Origin of the sequence: Streptoalloteichus hindustanus, assembly GCF_900129375.1 — a bacterium.
GTDB classification, from domain to species: Bacteria; Actinomycetota; Actinomycetes; order Mycobacteriales; family Pseudonocardiaceae; genus Streptoalloteichus; species Streptoalloteichus hindustanus.
The window spans coordinates 206,221-221,937 of record NZ_FQVN01000001.1 but is presented as its reverse complement, the minus strand read 5'-3'; the positions used below and the strand labels follow the sequence as shown (position 1 = coordinate 221,937).

Annotated in this window: 17 protein-coding genes; all 17 read left to right on the top strand. The window is 74.7% G+C overall.

Going from position 1 to position 15,717, the window contains the following annotated elements; translation table 11 throughout:
• Positions 1-73: 73 nt before the first annotated feature.
• The gene (locus BUE43_RS01105; RefSeq protein WP_234995471.1) at positions 74-928 is read left to right on the top strand and encodes a redox-sensing transcriptional repressor Rex; all 855 of its coding nucleotides are present in this window, start codon (positions 74-76) and stop codon (positions 926-928) included.
• Positions 925-2,259: a glutamyl-tRNA reductase gene (locus BUE43_RS01100; RefSeq protein ID WP_073479435.1), complete on the top strand. Its 1,335-nt coding sequence runs from the start codon at positions 925-927 to the stop codon at positions 2,257-2,259. Before BUE43_RS01105 ends, BUE43_RS01100 begins: the two co-directional genes overlap by 4 nt.
• Positions 2,256-3,203: a hydroxymethylbilane synthase gene (hemC, locus tag BUE43_RS01095; RefSeq protein WP_073479434.1), complete on the top strand. Its 948-nt coding sequence runs from the start codon at positions 2,256-2,258 to the stop codon at positions 3,201-3,203. The genes BUE43_RS01100 and hemC overlap by 4 nt, the downstream gene beginning before the upstream one ends.
• Positions 3,204-3,222: 19 nt before the next feature.
• Positions 3,223-4,755 carry a bifunctional uroporphyrinogen-III C-methyltransferase/uroporphyrinogen-III synthase gene (locus tag BUE43_RS01090; protein WP_073479433.1) on the top strand — a complete coding sequence of 511 codons (1,533 nt, stop codon included), beginning with the start codon at positions 3,223-3,225 and terminating at the stop codon, positions 4,753-4,755.
• Positions 4,756-4,855: 100 nt separating this feature from the next.
• Positions 4,856-5,833 carry a porphobilinogen synthase gene (gene hemB / locus BUE43_RS01085; RefSeq protein WP_073480160.1) on the top strand — a complete coding sequence of 326 codons (978 nt, stop codon included), beginning with the start codon at positions 4,856-4,858 and terminating at the stop codon, positions 5,831-5,833.
• Positions 5,834-5,844: 11 nt separating this feature from the next.
• Positions 5,845-6,390 carry a hypothetical protein gene (locus tag BUE43_RS01080; protein WP_143173891.1) on the top strand — a complete coding sequence of 182 codons (546 nt, stop codon included), beginning with the start codon at positions 5,845-5,847 and terminating at the stop codon, positions 6,388-6,390.
• Between the two features lie 80 nt (positions 6,391-6,470).
• Positions 6,471-7,322 carry a hypothetical protein gene (locus BUE43_RS01075; protein WP_073479431.1) on the top strand — a complete coding sequence of 284 codons (852 nt, stop codon included), beginning with the start codon at positions 6,471-6,473 and terminating at the stop codon, positions 7,320-7,322.
• Between the two features lie 119 nt (positions 7,323-7,441).
• A complete protein-coding gene (locus BUE43_RS01070; protein ID WP_143173890.1) occupies positions 7,442-7,987 on the top strand; it encodes a hypothetical protein in 546 nt (181 codons plus the stop codon).
• A gap of 216 nt (positions 7,988-8,203) precedes the next feature.
• Complete coding sequence (locus BUE43_RS01065; protein ID WP_073479429.1) at positions 8,204-8,656, top strand: hypothetical protein; 453 nt, start codon at positions 8,204-8,206, stop codon at positions 8,654-8,656.
• Entirely contained in the window at positions 8,653-9,096 is a 444-nt protein-coding gene (locus BUE43_RS01060) for a hypothetical protein (RefSeq protein ID WP_073479428.1), read from the top strand. Before BUE43_RS01065 ends, BUE43_RS01060 begins: the two co-directional genes overlap by 4 nt.
• Before the next feature lie 14 nt (positions 9,097-9,110).
• Positions 9,111-9,461 carry a hypothetical protein gene (locus BUE43_RS01055; protein WP_073479427.1) on the top strand — a complete coding sequence of 117 codons (351 nt, stop codon included), beginning with the start codon at positions 9,111-9,113 and terminating at the stop codon, positions 9,459-9,461.
• 102 nt (positions 9,462-9,563) lie between these two features.
• A complete protein-coding gene (gene hemL, locus BUE43_RS01050; RefSeq protein ID WP_073479426.1) occupies positions 9,564-10,925 on the top strand; it encodes a glutamate-1-semialdehyde 2,1-aminomutase in 1,362 nt (453 codons plus the stop codon).
• A complete protein-coding gene (locus BUE43_RS01045) occupies positions 10,922-11,551 on the top strand; it encodes a histidine phosphatase family protein (protein ID WP_073479425.1) in 630 nt (209 codons plus the stop codon). The genes hemL and BUE43_RS01045 overlap by 4 nt, the downstream gene beginning before the upstream one ends.
• Positions 11,548-12,153, top strand: a complete 606-nt coding sequence (locus tag BUE43_RS01040) for a TlpA family protein disulfide reductase (protein ID WP_073479424.1) — start codon at positions 11,548-11,550, stop codon at positions 12,151-12,153. The genes BUE43_RS01045 and BUE43_RS01040 overlap by 4 nt, the downstream gene beginning before the upstream one ends.
• Positions 12,154-12,308: 155 nt before the next feature.
• The gene (locus BUE43_RS01035) at positions 12,309-13,028 is read left to right on the top strand and encodes a cytochrome c biogenesis CcdA family protein (RefSeq protein ID WP_073480159.1); all 720 of its coding nucleotides are present in this window, start codon (positions 12,309-12,311) and stop codon (positions 13,026-13,028) included.
• Positions 13,028-14,641 (top strand): cytochrome c biogenesis protein ResB, encoded by a 1,614-nt coding sequence (gene resB, locus BUE43_RS01030; RefSeq protein ID WP_073479423.1) that lies wholly within the window; start codon positions 13,028-13,030, stop codon positions 14,639-14,641. The genes BUE43_RS01035 and resB overlap by 1 nt, the downstream gene beginning before the upstream one ends.
• Complete coding sequence (gene ccsB / locus BUE43_RS01025) at positions 14,641-15,603, top strand: c-type cytochrome biogenesis protein CcsB (RefSeq protein WP_073479422.1); 963 nt, start codon at positions 14,641-14,643, stop codon at positions 15,601-15,603. Before resB ends, ccsB begins: the two co-directional genes overlap by 1 nt.
• Positions 15,604-15,717: the final 114 nt, after the last annotated feature.

Here is a 15,717-nt window from a genome sequence, read left to right as displayed (position 1 = left end):
GGCCGCCGCCCGGGACGACTGTGGCGGGAGGCTCGGCGGGGGCGGGCGCAGCACCGGGCAGAGGGAGTTCAGTGTGGCGGGACAGCGGGACGAGGGTGGCGAGGTCGTGACCAGCACCCCGACCGCCCCCGGAGCGGATCGCGTCGCGGCCCCCCGGGTCGCGGCCGACGACGCCGGCTCCGCGAGCTCCGGAGCCCCGGCCGACCAGGCCCCCGAGCCGACCGCCAGGGAGCGGGCGCGCGCCATCCCGGAGGCCGCCGTCGCCCGGCTGGCCATCTACCTGCGGGTGCTCTCCGGCCTGGCCGAGCAGGGCGTGAACACGATCTCCAGCGAGGAGCTCGCCGCCGCCGCCGGCGTGAACTCGGCGAAGCTGCGCAAGGACCTCTCCTACATCGGCTCCTACGGCACGCGGGGCGTCGGCTACGACGTCGACGTGCTGGTCGGCCAGATCGAGCGCATCCTCGGCCTGACCAGGAAGCACAGCGTGTGCGTCGTGGGCATCGGCAACCTGGGGCACGCCCTGGCCAACTACGGCGGCTTCCCCGGCAGGGGGTTCCCGGTGGCCGCCCTGTTCGACGTGGACCCGGACCTGATCGGCGTCCCGGTCGGGGGCATCCCGGTCGACCACGTCGACGACATCCCGAGGGTGGTGGCCGAGCGGGAGGTCTCGATCGGCGTCATCGCCACCCCGCCGCCGGCGGCGCAGGAGGTCTGCGACCGCTTGGTCGCCGCCGGTGTGCAGTGCATCCTGAACTTCGCGCCCGTCGTGCTCCAGGTCCCGGACGACGTCGAGGTGCGCAAGGTCGACCTGGCTGTGGAGATGCAGATCCTGTCCTTCCACGTCGCCCGACGGGCGGACGAGGCCGCGGAGGCGGCCGGCGAGGGCGCGGATCTGTCCGATGTGGACGGGGTGGTGATGCGCCGGTGAGCCTGCTCGCGGTCGGGATGTCCCACCGCACCGCGCCGGTGCGGGTGCTCGAGCGTGTCGCGGTGTCCGGTGGCGAGGTCGGCAAGCTGCTCGGCGAGCTGCTGGACCGCCCCAACGTCAGCGAGGCCGTGCTGGTGTCCACCTGCAACCGGGTGGAGGTCTACGCGGCCGTGGAGGCGTTCCACGGCGGCCTGGCCGACATCACCGGGGTGCTCGCGCGGCACGCCGGGTGCGAGGTGACCGAGCTGGTCCCGCACCTGTACGTGCACTACGCGGGCGCCGCGGCCGAGCACCTGTTCACGGTGGCGGCCGGGCTGGACTCGATGGTGGTGGGCGAGGCGCAGATCCTCGGCCAGATCCGCGCCGCCTACGCGGAGGCGGAGACCGCCGGCACCACCGGTCGGGTGGTGCACGAGGTCGTCCAGCAGGCGCTGCGGGTCGGCAAGCGGGTGCACGCCGAGACCGGGATCGACCACGCCGGCGCGTCGGTGGTGACCGAGGCCCTCGCCGACGCCGAGCGGGTGCTCGACGGGCTGGCCGGCCGGCGGGCGCTGATCGTCGGGGCCGGGTCGATGGCCGGGCTGGCCGCCGCCCACCTGCGCCGGGCCGGCGTCGGCGAGATCGTGGTCGCCAACCGCACCACGGCCAACGGCGAGCGGCTGGCCGCGCTCAGCCTCGCCGAGGGCACCCCGGCCCGCGCCGTGCCGCTGGCCGAGGTGGTCGGCGAGCTGGCCGCGGCCGACCTGCTGGTCGCCTGCACCGGCGCGGTGGAGTCGGTCGTGGACGTCGACATGGTCGTGGCGGCGCGCGCCGAGCGGGCCCACCCCCTGGTGGTCTGCGACCTCGGCCTGCCCAGGGACGTCGACCCGGCCGTGGGCGGCCTGCCCGGCGTGACCGTGGTGGACCTGGAGACGTTGCAGCGCCGCCTGCTGGAGGCCCCGGCCGGCGCCGACACCCGGCGGGCGGCCGAGCTGGTCGCCGAGGGCGTGCGCGCCTACCTGGCCGCGCAGCGGTCGGCCGAGGTCACCCCCACGGTGACCGCGTTGCGCCGGCGCGCCGCCGAGGTGGTCGACGCCGAGCTGCTGCGCCTGGACTCACGACTGCCCGACCTGGACGCGACGGTGCGCGACGAGCTCGCCCGCACGGTGCGCCGGGTCGTCGACAAGCTGCTGCACACCCCGACGGTGCGGGTCAAGGAACTGGCCGCGGCCCCGGGCGGGTCGAGCTACGCGGACGCGTTGCGCGAGCTGTTCGGCCTGGACTCGAACGCGGCCGCGGCCCTGACCGCCCCGCGTACCGTCGACCACGGACAGGACGGTGAGAAGCGGTGAACCGGACGCTGCGGATCGGAACCCGCGGCAGCGCGCTGGCGCTCGCGCAGACCGGCACGGTCGCGGACGCGCTGGAACGGGCGGGCGCCCAGGTGGAGATCATCACCGTCAGCACGCCCGGCGACCAGTCGTCCGCGCCGATCGCCGAGATCGGCGTCGGCGTGTTCACCTCGGCGCTGCGGGACGCGCTCGCCAACGGCGAGGTGGACGTCGCGGTGCACTCCTTCAAGGACCTGCCGACCGCGGGGGACCCCCGGCTGTCGCTGGCCGCCGTGCCGCTGCGCGAGGACCCCAGGGACGCGCTGGTGGCCAGGGACGGGTTGACGCTCGGCGAACTGCCCCCCGGCTCCACCGTCGGCACCGGCTCGCCGCGCCGCGCCGCGCAGCTGCGGGCGCTCGGCCTCGGGCTTGAGGTGGTGCCGATCCGCGGCAACGTGGACACCCGACTGCGCAAGGTTGTCGACGGCGAGCTGGACGCCGTCGTGCTCGCCCGCGCCGGGCTGGCCCGCATCGGCCGGCTCGACGCGATCACCGAGGTGCTCGACCCGCTGCAGATGCTGCCCGCTCCCGCGCAGGGCGCGCTCGCGGTGGAGTGCCGCGTCGACGACGTCGACGTCGAGCACCTCCTCCAGTCCACACTGGACGACCCGGCCAGCCGGGTGGCGGTCATCGCCGAGCGCGCCATGCTGGCCGCGCTGGAGGCGGGCTGCTCCGCGCCTGTCGGCGCACTGGCCGAGGTGGTCGAGGACCTGGACGAGAGCGCCGCGGGTGCGGTCCGCTCCGTCCTGAGGCTGTCGCTGCGTGGGGTGGCCGCCACGCCCGGCGACGAGCTGTTGCGCGCCTCGACCACCGGTGAGACGACCGCAGCAGAGCAGCTCGGCCGGGCGTTGGCCGCGGAACTGCTCGACCTCGGCGCCGCCGTGCTCGGCGGTCCCGGGGAGTGAATGGGATGGGGAGTGCCTGATGACCACCCGTGCACGCAAGACCCCGGGGCGCGTCGCCTTCGTGGGCTCCGGCCCCGGCGACGCGGGGTTGCTCACCGTCAGGGCGCAGGAGTTGTTGACCCGCGCCTCGCTGGTGGTGACCGACCCCGACGTCCCGGCCGAGGTCGTCGCGTTGGCGCCCGAGGGGGCCGAGGTGCGGCCGGCCGTCGGCGACCCGGCGGACGTGGCGAGGGACCTGGTCACCGAGGCCAGGTCCGGCCGGTCGGTGGTGCGCCTGGTGGCCGGTGACCCGCTGACCGCGGACGCCGTGGTCCGGGAGGCGCAGGCCGTGGCGCGCACCAGCGTCGCCTTCGACGTGGTGCCCGGCGTGGCCAGCGTGACGGCGGTTCCCGCCTACGCCGGCATCGCCCTGGGCACGGTGCACACCGAGGCCGACGTGCGCGGCGACGTGGACTGGGCCGCACTGGCCGCCGCGCCGGGCACGCTGGTCCTGCACGCCACCGGGAGCCACCTGGCCGAGGCCGCGTCGGCGCTGGTCGAGCACGGCGTGGCCGCGCAGACGCCGGTGGCGGTGACGGCCGAGGGCACCACGTGCAGCCAGCGGACCGTGGACACCACGCTGGCCACGCTGGCCGCCGACGCCGGGGAGCTGGCCGGGCCGCTGGTGGTGACCATCGGCGCCGCCGCGGGCGGCCGGGCGAAGCTGTCCTGGTGGGAGTCCCGGGCGCTGTACGGCTGGAAGGTCCTGGTGCCGCGCACGAAGGAGCAGGCGGGCGCGATGAGCGACCGGCTGCGCTCGCACGGCGCGATCCCGGTCGAGGTGCCGACCATCTCGGTCGAGCCGCCCCGCAGCCCCGCGCAGATGGAGCGCGCGGTCAAGGGCCTGGTCGACGGCCGCTACCAGTGGGTGATCTTCACCTCCACCAACGCGGTGCGCGCGGTGTGGGAGAAGTTCCGCGAGTTCGGCTTGGACGCGCGGGCGTTCTCCGGGGTGAAGATCGCCTGCATCGGCGAGGCCACCGCGGCGAAGGTGCGCTCGTTCGGCATCCAGCCGGAGCTGATCCCCTCCGGGGAGCAGTCGAGCGAGGGTCTGCTGGCCGACTTCCCGCCGCACGACGACATCCTGGACCCGGTCGACCGGGTGCTGCTGCCGCGGGCCGACATCGCCACCGAGACGCTGGCGGCCGGGCTGCGCGACCGCGGCTGGGAGATCGACGACGTGACCGCGTACCGCACGGTGCGGGCCGCGCCGCCGCCAGCCGACACCCGCGAGATGATCAAGACCGGCGGGTTCGACGCGGTGTGCTTCACCTCGTCGTCCACCGTGCGGAACCTGGTCGGCATCGCCGGCAAGCCGCACGCCCGCACGATCGTGGCCTGCATCGGCCCCGCCACGGCGGAGACCGCCCGCGAGTTCGGCCTGCGGGTGGACGTCCAGCCGGAGGTGGCCCAGGTGCCGGCGCTGGTCGAGGCGCTGGCCCAGCACGCGGCCCGGCTGCGGGCCGAGGGGGCGCTGCCGCCCCCGCGCAAGACCAAGCGCGCCCGTCGCTGAGCGCGCAGGAGTCACCGCTCGGCGTCGACCGCGCCTGACGAGCCCCCGCCGGCTCGTCGGCGTGGTCGACGCCGAACACCCCCGAAGGGAGTACGCCGAGGTGTTCCCGTCCCACCGTCCGCGTCGCCTGCGGACGACCCCCGCGATGCGCCGCCTGGTCGCCGAGACCAGCGTCGAGCCCCGTCACCTGGTGCTGCCGATGTTCGTCAGGGAGGGGGCGGGGGAGCCGATCCCGATCGCCTCGATGCCGGGCGTCGTGCAGCACACCCGCGACTCCCTGCGCAAGGCCGCCGCCGAGGCGGTGGAGGCCGGCGTCGGCGGGCTGATGCTCTTCGGCGTGCCGGAGCGCAAGGACCCGACCGGATCCGGGGCGGTCGACGAGAACGGCGTGCTCAACGTGGCGCTGCGCGACGTGCGCGCCGAGGTCGGCGACGCCACCGTCCTGATGTCCGACTGCTGCCTGGACGAGTTCACCGACCACGGCCACTGCGGCGTGCTCGCCGAGGACGGCTCGGTGGACAATGACGCCACCCTGCGGGTCTACGCCGAGATGGCGGTGGCCCAGGTCGAGGCCGGGGCGCACATGGTCGGGCCGAGCGGGATGATGGACGGCCAGGTCGGCGTCATCCGCGAGGCGCTCGACGCGGCCGGGCACGTCAACGCCGGCATCCTGGCCTACTCCGTCAAGTACGCCTCGGCGTTCTTCGGCCCGTTCCGGGACGCCGTGGAGTCGGCGCTCACCGGTGACCGCAAGACCTACCAGCAGGACCCGGCGAACGTCAGGGAGTCGCTGCGCGAGCTGGACCTGGACCTGGCGGAGGGCGCGGACGCAGTGATCGTCAAGCCCGCGCTGCCCTACCTGGACGTGCTGCGCGCCGTCGCCGAGGTCTCGACCGTCCCGGTGTTCGCCTACCAGGTCTCCGGCGAGTACGCGATGGTCGAGGCCGCCGCCGCCAACGGGTGGCTCGAACGGCGCCGCACCATCCTGGAGACGCTCACCTCCGTCCGCAGGGCCGGGGCGGACAGCGTGCTGACGTACTGGGCGGTCGAGGCCGCGCGCTGGCTGCGCGAGGGCTGAGCGTGCACCCGATGCCCCCGGTCGTGCACCCGACCGTGCCGGAGCCGCCGCCCGCGCCGCGCCCCGTCGTCCTGGCCCGGTGGTTGTGGATCGCCAGCGCGCTGCTGGGCGCGGTGCGGTCGGTCATCAAGCTGGCCGACCGCAACCGCATGGTCGACGAGCTGCGCCGGATGGACCCGAAGCTGGGGCAGGACCAGCTCGACCAGGCGGCCAGCGGCGGGGTGACCTTCGGGCTGCTGCTCGCGCTCGCGCTGCTCGGGCTGTACGTCCTGCTGGCCAACCGGATGGCCGGTGGGTGGAACCCCGCGCGGATCGTGCTCGCCGTCCTCGGCGGGCTGGGGGTGTTCGGCGGTCTCGTCGGCCTGGCGGGGATCTCGGCGGGTCTGGCCGGGGCGCTCGGCGTCCGGGTGGGCGCGCTCGACGTGGTCGTGGCCGTGATCTCGCTGCTCCTCGACGCGGTGGCGCTGGTGCTGATGTTCCTGCCTCAGGCCAACGGCTGGTTCGCGCACGTGGGCTACTACCGACGGACGCAGGCGCTGGCCCGACCCACCCGTTAGGGCGGTCACCCTTCACTCGATCCGGGGGTTTTGCTGGGCGGGAGCGGTCCCGCCGCCGGGACCGGCCTAGGTTGCGGCGGGTGACCGCGCCCAACAACCACGACGCCGAGAAGGGGCGGAAGGAGCGGGCGGACCTGCCGCCTCCCCCCGTGTCACCCCCTCCCCAGGGGACCGGCGAGCCGTCGCCGGTCCCACCCGGCCAGGTTCCCGCCGACAGTGCCGGTGACCGGGCCAGTGCCGGTGACCGGGCCGCCGGCGACCAACCTCCCCTGTCGGCGGAACCGCCGACGACCCCACTCGCGACACCCCCGCCCGGTGAGCTGACGGGAGCGCCCGGCGGCGGCCCCGGCGGCCCCGCCGTGCCGGAGCAGCCGGGAGCCACCACACCCCCGCACGGGGACGCCGGGCTGCCCGTCGCCCCGCCGCTCGGCGGCCCGCCGCCACCCGTGCCAGGGGCGACCGGCTACCCGACGGCCCCGCCGCTGGACGAGCCGCCGGCCCAGCCCGTGTCCCGGCCGCCCCGCGAGGTGCGGATCTCGTTCTGGATCTGGATCGTCAGCGCCGTGCTCAGCGCGTTGAGCTCGTTGTTGGCGCTGACCCAGCGGGAGCCGGCGATCGACCAGATCCGCCGGCAGGACCCGAACATCACCGCCGAGGAGGCCGAGCGGCTGGCCAACGTCACGATCGGGCTGACGATCGTGGTGGCGGTGCTGGTGGCCGCGCTCTACGTGTTCTTCGCGGTGAAGATGCGGGCCGGGCGGAACTGGGCCCGGATCGCGCTCACCGTGATCACGGCGTTGTTCCTCCTCGTGCAGGTGGCGGCCGCCTCGGCGGGCTCGATCGGCACGCTGATCGCGATCGCGGCCGTGGTGTTGATGTTCCTGCCCAACGCCAACGCCTACTTCCGCGGCGAACGTCGTCCGGTCGGCTGACGGGCTGTCGGCGCAGCTCGCCCGCCGAGTGGAGTGATCGGTGGCGACGAACGTGACGTTGGGGCATCGAAACGTCCCAACGTCACGTTCCTGTCGGTTCGCCGCCCTACGGTGGGTTCGTGACGGAATCTCCGAGGCCCGACCAGGGGCCGAGTCCGCAGCAGTTCCCGCCGGCGCCGCCGGCGCCGGTCGGGCACCTGCCCGCCGCGCCGCCGTTGAGCCCGCACGAGTCGGTGGTTCCCCGGCGCCCGGTCGAGGTGCAGATCTCCTTCTGGACGTGGGTCGCCAGCGCCCTGCTGTCCTTCCTGGCTCCGGTCGTGCTGGCCGGCAGCCGGGACGAGATGGCGCGCGCGACCCGGGAGGCCAGCCCGACCCTCACCGCGGAGCAGGTCGACGCGGGCGTGTCGCTGGTCATCGCGTTCACCGCCGTGGTCGCGGTCGTCGTGGCCGCGCTCTACCTGCTGTTCGCGGTGAAGATGCGGGCGGGGCGCAACTGGGCGCGGATCACCCTGACCGTGCTCACCGCGCTCGGCGTGCTGTTCCTCCTGACCGGCCCGACCTGGGCGTCGGTGCTGTCGTCGCTGGTCTCGGTCGCGGCGGTGGTGTTGATGTTCCTGCCCAACGCGAACGCGTACTTCCAGGCGCAGCAGCGGCCCGCGCGCTGAGCGGCTCGCTGTCCCGCCGACGCCGACGCCCCGTTCGCCCGCCGGACGGGGCGTCCGCGCTTCTCCGGGCGGTCGACGCCGACGCCCTCTCCCGAGCAGTGCCGTCCGAGCAGTGCCGTCCGAGCAGTGCCGACCGAACAACCGCCGGTCCCGACCAGCGCCGACGTGCCGGGTCCTACCCTGCGACGGGACGTTCCCTCGCCGGACGGAGGAATCTTGAGCGACGACGGAAGCACGACCGCCGCCCCGGCGCCGCGCACCGCGCACTTCGCGGTCGGCTTCTTCCTGGCGTTGGCGGTGTTCGTCGCGCTGCAGGCCGGCCTCCTCTGGGCGGGGCGGGGCACCCTGCGGCAGGACCTGCTCAACCGGAACCTGGTGCCCGTCGACCAGGTCGACCAGATCGTCAACCGCCTCGTCTGGCAGAACGCCGCGGTGAACGGGCTGTTCGCGGTGGCCAGCGCCGGGTTCGCCCTGGTCCTGCGGCGGGGTCGCCCGTGGGCGCGCGCCGCGCTGACCCTGGTCGGGATGCTCCAGCTCTTCCTGCTGTTCGTCGCCGGCGGGCTCAGCGTGACCGGCCTGGTGGTGCTGGCGCTGCTCGCCGGCGGGCTGGTCGCGCTGTGGCTACCGGCCACCACGGCCTGGCTCGCCGACCTGCGGGGACAGGCGTGAGCGAACCCGAGCCGGTGCTGCACGCCGAACGCGGGACGAGCTGGTGGCCGGTGCTGTGGGGTCCGGTGATCGCCCTGGCCGCCGCCGGGGTGGAGGCGCTGCTCGGCGGCGCGGCCCACTGGGGGGTCTGGTCGGCGGTGGCGGCGGGCTGGGTCGTCGCGGCCGTGGTCTGGGCGCAGGCCCGCCAGCGGGCCTGTTCGGTGTCGCTGACGCCCTCGGTGCTGCGCCAGGGCAGGGAGGAGCTGCCCGTCGACCGGATCGCCGAGGTCGACGACGTCGGCGTGCCCGTCGGGGCCCGGGTGCTGGGCGGCGGGTGGACGCCGCCGAAGGGCACGACCGCCGTCCCGCTGCGGTTGGTCGACGGCAGCGTCGTGCTCGCGTGGTCGCACGATCCGGCGGCGCTGCGGGCCGCCGTCGCGCGCCTGCTGCGGCCGGCGTGAGAAGCTGCCGAGCTGTGAGCGCCGCAGAGACCACCGCGCCCGCCGGCACGCCCCCGCCGGTTCCCGGCGCCGGCTCCTCGCCCCGGCTGAACCAGCCGTGGCGCGCGCTCGTCGCGCTCGCCGAGGTCGTCCTCGCGGCGCTGCTCGTCGTCGCCGCCGTCTGGGCCTGGCGCCGGGGCGCCGCCGTGGTGGAGTTCCCCGCGTGGCGGGAGGGCGAGCCCGTGCAACGGGTCACCCGCTACTTCGGGCACTGGCTGGCGGGCGCGGTCGGGCTGGCGGTGCTGTCCGGGTTCGCGCTGCTGGACGCGCTGCGCCAGCTCGTGCTCGCGGTCCGGGCCGGGGGGCGCGGCCGCCGGCGTCGCTGAGCCGGCGCCTCCGCTCCGGCCCGGTCCCGACCTGGGGCGGGAGAGACGGGGGTCACCCAGGGGGCGCAACCGACCGCCACGGGGGGCTGCGACACTGGGGGCGTGACGGCCGCGAGGAACTCGGAGAACACGGCGGAGAACAGGACGGCCTCGGCGAACACCGCCGCGTCGCGCGCCCTGTTCGAGCGGGCGGCGAACGCGACGCCGGGCGGGGTCAACTCCCCGGTGCGGGCCTTCCACGGGGTGGGCGGGACGCCGCGCTTCATGGTGCGCGGCGAGGGCGCCCACCTGTGGGACGCCGACGGCAACCGCTACGTGGACCTGGTGAGCTCGTGGGGTCCGATGATCCTCGGGCACGCCCACCCCGCCGTCGTCGAGGCGGTGCGCGCCGCGGCCGGTGGCGGGCTGTCCTTCGGCACCCCGACCGAGGGCGAGGTCGAGCTCGCCGAGGAGATCATCGGCAGGGTCGCGCCGGTCGAGCGGGTCCGGCTGGTCAACTCGGGCACCGAGGCCACGATGAGCGCCGTGCGGCTGGCCAGGGGCTTCACCGGGCGGCGCAAGGTGATCAAGTTCGCCGGCTGCTACCACGGCCACGTCGACGCGCTGCTCGCGCACGCCGGCTCGGGCGTGGCCACGCTGGGCCTGCCCACCAGCCCCGGCGTCACCGGCGCGCAGGCCGCCGACACGATCGTCCTGCCCTACAACGACATCGACGCGGTGCGCGCGGTGCTCGCCGAGCACGGCGACGACGTCGCCTGCGTGATCACCGAGGCGGCGGCCGGCAACATGGGCGCGGTCGCCCCGGTCGAGGGGTTCAACGCCGCGCTGCGCGACGCCTGCCACGAGCACGGCGCGCTGCTGGTCATGGACGAGGTGATGACCGGGTTCCGGGTCTCGCGCTCCGGCTGGTTCGGCCTGGACGGCGTCGCCGGCGACCTCTACACCTTCGGCAAGGTGATGTCCGGCGGCCTCCCGGCGGCGGCGTTCGGCGGCCGCGCCGACATCATGGCGCGGCTGGCCCCGGTCGGCCCGGTCTACCAGGCGGGCACGCTGTCCGGGAACCCGGTGGCGGTGGCCGCCGGCCTGGCCACCCTGCGCAACGCGACGGACGAGGTCTACGCCGCCCTGGACGCCAACGCCCGGCGGCTGGGCGACCTGATCGGGTCCGCGCTCGCCGAGGCCGGCGTGACGCACCGCGTGCAGTACGCGGGCAACCTGGTCAGCGTGTTCTTCACCGCCGACGAGGTGCGCGACTACGACTCCGCCAGGGCGGCCCAGACCTGGCGGTTCCCGCCGTTCTTCCACGCGCTGCTGGAGCGCGGCGTCTACCCGCCGCCCAGCGCGTTCGAGGCGTGGTTCGTGTCCGCCGCGTTGGACGACGCGGCGTTCGAGGTGATCGCCGACGCGTTGCCGCACGCCGCCGCCGCGGCGGCCGCCGCGCAGGCCCCGGAGGAGAGCAAGTGACCCGCACCGTCGTCCACCTCCTCCGGCACGGCGAGGTCTACAACCCGGAGGGCATCCTCTACGGCCGGCTGCCCGGCTTCCGGCTCTCCGGCACGGGTCAGCAGCAGGCCAAGCTGGTCGGCGAGCACCTGGCCGACCACGACGTGACGCACGTGGTGGCCTCGCCGCTGGAGCGGGCGCAGCAGACCGCGCGGCCGATCGCCGAGGCGCACGCCCTGGAGGTCGCGGTCGACGACCGGCTGATCGAGGCGGACAACCTGTTCGAGGGGCTGCGGGTGGCCGTGGGCGACGGCGCGCTGCGCTCGCCGCAGCACTGGCCGAAGCTGCGCAACCCGTTCCGCCCGTCCTGGGGCGAGCCGTACCTGGTGATCGCGCACCGCATGCTCGCCGCGGTGCACCGCGCCCGGTCGGCGGCGGCCGGCCACGAGGCGGTCTGCGTGTCCCACCAGCTGCCGATCTGGACGCTGCGCCGCTTCCTGGAGGGCCGCCGGCTCTGGCACGACCCCCGGCGCCGGCAGTGCTCGCTGGCCTCGCTGACCAGCCTCGTGTTCGAGGACGAGAAGCTCATCCGGATCGCCTACGCCGAGCCGGCCGGCAGCACCGACCCTGCGGTGACCGGCGCATGACGACCCGGCCGGTGCTCCGCCGCCTCGGGGCGGCGCTCGTCGCCGGGGTGGCCACGGTCGCGGCGCTGACCGGCTGCTCGACCGGCGGCGACGCGGTGGCGACCGGGGGCGACTTCCAGTTCGTCGCGCCCGGCGGTCAGACCCGCATCCGGTACGAGCCGGCCGACCGGCAGAAGGCGCCGGAGATCGCCGGGGAGAGCCTGGCCGAGCGCGGGAAGCGGATCAGCGTCGCCGACTACGCCGGCAAGGTCGTGGTGATCAACCTCTGGGGCTCGTGGTGCGCCCCGTGCCGGGGCGAGGCCGACGACCTGGAGCGCGTCGCCGAGGCCACCAAGGGGTCCGGCGTGCAGTTCCTCGGGGTGAACGTGCGGGACGACCGGAGCGCGGCCGAGGACTTCGCGCGGAACAACGGGATCACGTTCCCGTCGCTGTTCGACCCGCCGGGCCGGTCCCTGCTCGGGCTGAAGGGCTACCCCCGCAACACCGTGCCGTCGACGATCGTGCTGGACCGCCAGCACCGGGTCGCCGCGGTGTTCCTGGAGACCCTGCTCGACTCCGACCTCCGGCCGGCCGTGGAGCAGATCGCAGCCGAGCCGGCGTGACCGCTGGTCAGCGCGTCGCGGCCCGGTCGCGGGGTGCGGGCTGCGTCACCCGTCGGGTGGGCCGGTGCGTAGCCACCCAACAGGTGTCCCTACGCTGACGGGCCGTGGACTACAACGGCCTGGCGTCCTCCGGGCCGCTGCTGCTGGCGGCGGCCATGGCGATGTTGGCCGGCGCGGTGTCGTTCGCCTCCCCCTGCGTCGTGCCGTTGGTGCCGGGATACCTCGCGTACCTCTCCGGGGTGGTGGGCGCCGACGCCCCGCCGGTGGGTGTCGACGAGCCGCCCGCGAAGGGGCGGTGGCGGGTGGCCGGCGCGGCCGCGTTGTTCGTGGCCGGGTTCTCCGCGGTCTTCACGGTGATCATGGTCGGCGTGGTCGGCCTGTCCGACGCGCTGCTGGGCAACATGGAGCTGCTGCAACGGATCGGCGGCGTGGTGACCATCCTCATGGGGCTGGTCTTCGTCGGGCTCGTGCCGGCGTTGCAGAAGGACGTGCGGTCGCACCGCGTCCCGCGCATGGGCCTCGCGGGCGCGCCGGTCCTCGGGGCGCTGTTCGGGCTCGGCTGGACGCCGTGCATGGGGCCGATGCTGTCCGGCGTGGTCACGATGGCTGCGGGGACCAGCGGCGGGAACCTGGCGCGCGGCGTCGCGCTGGTCCTCGCCTACTGCCTCGGGCTCGGCCTGCCGTTCGTGGTCCTCGCGCTGGGCGCGCGGTGGGCGCTGCGCGCGACCGGCTGGTTGCGCCGGCACGGCCGGCACGTGCAGATCGCCGGGGGCGTGTTGCTCGTCGTCGTGGGGGTGCTGTTGGTGACCGGGATGTGGGCTGACCTCGTGGCCCTGCTGCGCAAGCCCATCGAGGGATTCGAGACCCCGATCTGATGGCCGGCATCCTCGCCCTCCTCCGGAACACCTGGCGTGGCCTGACCGCCATGCGGACCGCGCTCGTGCTGTTGTTCCTGCTCGCGCTGGCCGCGCTGCCCGGCGTGCTGCTGCCGCAGTACTCGCTGAACTCGGCGAAGGTGGAGCAGTACAAGGCCGAGCACGACGTCGTCGGCCCCTGGCTCGACAAGCTCGGCTTCTTCAACGTCTTCGCGGCGCCCTGGTTCGCCGCGATCTACCTGATGCTGTTCGTCTCGCTGATCGGCTGCCTCGTGCCGCGCACGTTCGAGTTCGCGCAGCAGCTCCGGGCCGAGCCCACCCTCACCCCGCGGCGCCTCACCCGCATGCCGCACTACGCGCGGGCGGAGGTCGACGCCGACCCGGACGCCGTGGTCGCCCACGCGAAGGAGCGCCTGCGGGGCTGGCGGGTGGCGGTGCGCGAGGAGGCCGACGGGGCGCGCACGATCAGCGCGGAGCGCGGCTTCCTGCGCGAGGCCGGCAACCTCGTCTTCCACTTCTCCATGATGTTGCTGCTGGTCGGCCTGGCCGCCGGCAAGCTGTACGGCTACGAGGGCCAGGTCATCGTCCGGGCCGACGGCTCGGAGAACCGGCAGTGGTGCAACTCCGGCCTGTTCGCCTACGACTCGTTCCGGCCCGGCCTGCGGGTCGACGGCACGGAGCTCTCGCCGTTCTGCGTCCGGGTGGACGGCTTCCAGGCCAAGTACCTGCACACGGGCCAGGCCGACGTCTTCCACGCGGACCTCACCTACCAGGACGGCGCCGCCTCCCTCGGGAACGACCCCGACGCGTGGCGGAAGTACGGGCTGGAGGTCAACAGCCCCCTGCGGGTCAACGGCGACCGGGTCTACCTGCTGGGCCACGGCTACGCCCCGCGGTTCGTGGTCACCTTCCCGGACGGCCAGCAGCGGACCGGCGCCGTCCAGTGGAAGCCGATGGACACGACGACGCTGCTGTCCGAGGGCGCCACCAAGTTCGACCGGCCCGGTGTCACCGATCCGGAGCAGCGGCGGAAGACGCAGCTCGCGGTCACCGGGCTGTTCGCGCCCACCGCCGGCTACGACGGGACCGTGCTCACCTCGGTGTTCCCGATGCCCAACCGGCCGGCCGTCGCCGTCGACGTCTACGTCGGCGACCTCGGCACCGACTCCGGCACGCCTCAGTCGATCTTCAGCATCGACCGCAGGATGGTCGACGCCGGCCGGCTCAGCAAGGTGGCCAGGAAGAACCTGGAGCTGGGGCAGGAGCTCACCCTCGACGACGGGACCAGGATCCGGTTCGACGGCGTGGAGAACTGGGTGTCGCTCCAGGTCTCGCACGACCCCGCCCAGGAGTGGGTGCTGGTCGCCGCGGTGCTGGTGCTGGTCGGCCTCGGCGGCTCGCTGCTCGTGAAGCGGCGCCGGCTGTGGCTGCGGGCCGCCCCGTCTGGCGACGCCGACGGGACCGGCCGTACGGTCGTCGAGGTCGGCGGGCTCGCCCGCACGGACCAGGCCGGCTACGGCGAGGAGTTCACCAGGCTTGCCGGTGGTTTGCTGGCCGTCGGCCGACCCCTGGCCGCCCCGGGAGGCGGCCGCGAACGACAGGACGTGCCCTGATGCCGATCAACCAGACCTACGCGCAGTACAGCGACCTGTCCGTGGTCAGCGCGATGGCGGTCTACTTCCTGGCGTTGCTGCTGCACGCCGCGGAGAGCGCCTTCGGCCGGCAGGCGTTGAAGCGGGAGGCGAAGCTCGCGGCGGTCGCCGCGGGCGGGGGCGGCACGGCGGTGGCCGAGCGCCCCGCGCCGCCCCCGCCCCGGGAGCGCCCGCTGCCCGAGCGGCTGGGTCGGATGGGCGTGGCGCTGACCGTGCTCGGCGCGTTGCTGCACCTGGCGTCGCTGGTGCTGCGCGGGCTGGCCACCAGCCGCGTGCCCTGGGGCAACATGTACGAGTACATCTCCGCGGTGTGCCTGGCCGCGGTGGTCGCCTGGCTGGTGATGGTGCGGCGGCACCCGGTCCGCCAGCTCGGCGCGTTCGTGCTGACGCCGATCGGCATCATGCTGTTCATCGCCGCCAAGCTGCTCTACGCGGAGGCGGCCCCGGTGGTGCCGGCGCTGCGCTCGTACTGGATCGTGATCCACGTGTCCGCCGCGGTGATCGCCAGCGGCGCGTTCCTGGTCGCGGGCGTGATCAGCCTGCTCTACGTGGTGAAGGCGAGCAACGAGGCCAACCCGAAGCGGTTCGCCGGGCTCGCCGCCCGGCTGCCGGAGTCGGCGGCCCTGGACAAGACCGCCTACCGCGTCTCGGTGTTCGGCTTCCCGCTGCTGACCTTCGGCATCATCGCCGGCGCGGTGTGGGCCGAGTCGGCGTGGGGCCGGTACTGGGGCTGGGACCCGAAGGAGACGGTCGCCTTCATCTCCTGGGTGATCTACGCGGCCTACCTCCACTCGCGGGCGACCGCCGGCTGGCGGGGCACCCGTGCCGCGTGGGTGAACGTGGCGGGCTTCGCGGCCACCGTGTTCAACCTCTTCTTCGTCAACCTGGTCACCACGGGCCTGCACTCCTACGCGGGAGTCTGACCGGTTCGAGCGCGACCACCTGCGCGGACTGTTATCGTCTTGCCCGACCCCAGGTCGACTCGGCGGCGGTGCTGGCACTACCTTCCGGTCGCGACAGGAAACGCCCAAGGGGGA